The organism is Oleiphilus sp. HI0125, assembly GCF_001635355.1.
Genome location: NZ_LWGF01000097.1, coordinates 1 through 1,622 on the forward strand (window position 1 = coordinate 1; position 1,622 = coordinate 1,622).

3 protein-coding genes are annotated in these 1,622 nt (G+C 42.4%); 2 read left to right on the forward strand and 1 reads right to left on the reverse strand.

All coding sequences use genetic code 11. The annotated features are described in order from the left end of the window. The coding region (locus A3762_RS01570; RefSeq protein WP_068753778.1) for a MaoC/PaaZ C-terminal domain-containing protein at positions 1-350 on the forward strand (350 nt) is incomplete at its 5' end. A gap of 18 nt (positions 351-368) precedes the next feature. After that, a complete protein-coding gene (gene fabR, locus A3762_RS01575; RefSeq protein WP_068753779.1) occupies positions 369-965 on the forward strand; it encodes an HTH-type transcriptional repressor FabR in 597 nt (198 codons plus the stop codon). A 16-nt stretch (positions 966-981) separates the two neighbouring features. Here fabR and A3762_RS01580 read toward each other — a convergent pair. Next, on the reverse strand, positions 982-1,622 hold a 641-nt coding region (locus A3762_RS01580; RefSeq protein WP_197468932.1), incomplete at its 5' end, for a hypothetical protein.

Genomic DNA, 1,622 nt, shown 5'->3' on the forward strand with positions numbered 1-1,622 from the left:
CTTTGGATGCGGAATACGCAAAAAAAACCACTTACAAAGAGCGTATAGGCCATGGAATGTGGGCAGGCTCTCTTATTTCTGCGGCTTTATCTACTGTTATTCCAGGTCCCGGGACAGTACATCTGGAGCAAAATTTAAAGTTCAATGAAGCTGTTAGACTCGGAGACACACTAACAGTGACGCTAACTGTTAAAGAGAAGCTAGCACACAACCGTGTTGAGATGGACTGCTCGGTTAGAAATCAGGATAATATTGAGATTATTACTGGCACTTCTTTGATTGCAGCCCCGACTGACAAAGTTTCGCTTCAAGAACCAAACCTGCCAAGAATCGAAATCGAAACAACATAAATCTGAAGGTAACTATTAATGACGACGCGTGCAGAACAAAAACTTAGAACACGCAGAGCCATTTTAGATGCCGCGCTTAAAATTCTATCTGATCAAAGAAGCCTTGATAGCATTGGCCTAAGAGAAGTTACTCGCGAAGCAGGTATCGCTGCTCCTTCCTTTTATAGACACTTCGCAGATATGGAAGAGCTTGGTTTAGCTCTTGTCGAGGAAGCTGGTCTATTTCTGAGACAGATGCTCAGAAAAACAAGACAACGTATCGATGATACGGACAGCGCAATTGATATTTCCACCGATACATTTATTGAGTTTCTCGAACAATATCCCGTGCATTTTCGTATTCTATTACAAGAACAAGTGGGCTATTCCGATGAATTCAGGCGCGCTGTTCGTCTGGAAGTAGATAATTTCATCAATGAGCTATGTGATTATCTTCAGTCTCGCGCTACACGAAATATAGACACGCAAAATGTAGCTGAAGCAATGATCGCGATCATTATTGCAATGGGAGCAAAGTTTACATTTTTAGATAAAGCTAAAAAACGAGCTCTGAGAGACAACACTATAAGCCAACTCAAACTCGTCATGCTTGGTGCGTTGAAAACAGAGATATAGCCTTCAATAACTCAGGCTAATCCCAAATAGCAAACGCACCAGCATTTGTGTCTCCATCAATCGTTGCCTCCGGCAAACCTATTGCTAACATACCCGCGAACAATGAAAGAGACTTAACTCGAGCATTCAATACTGAACCACCTAAAGCTTGTTCGTCATCATATACACTCAGGTATACCGGCGCTTCACTAATACTTTGATGATCATATATTTCTACATGAGCAGGAATTGTTGAGCTATTGAGTTCGAAACTGGCACTCGGCTGACCAATCACCAAGTAACGATTTTCCGCAGCAATCACCTCACCGAAATTAGCCCCCGATACGGGTTGCTTAGCCTTGATGTAATTGCTAATCGATAGAGCATCAAATTCATCAAGCATATACTGATAAACCGCACCATAATTACCGTCTAATGGTCCTCCGCCAACCGGCGCATTATTCTGATTTTCTCCGGTATTAATAACCGAGGAGTTGCTATCTTCAAACGGAGCTCCCACAAATAAAGTAGTATCCGTCAAAGCAACACTTGAACCGAATCGATCACCCTGATCATTGAAACTAGACTTTAGGTAGTCTTTAACAACAGGTAAATTATTGACTGGAGCCCGATTAAATACTAGCGCAGCTCCAGAGTTAACAAGGGTCGCGGCAACCG

Coding starts and splice junctions, on each gene's coding strand:
- fabR (WP_068753779.1), top strand. CDS start 369: ATGACGACGCGTGCAGAACAAAAACTTAGAACACGCAGAGCCATTTTA.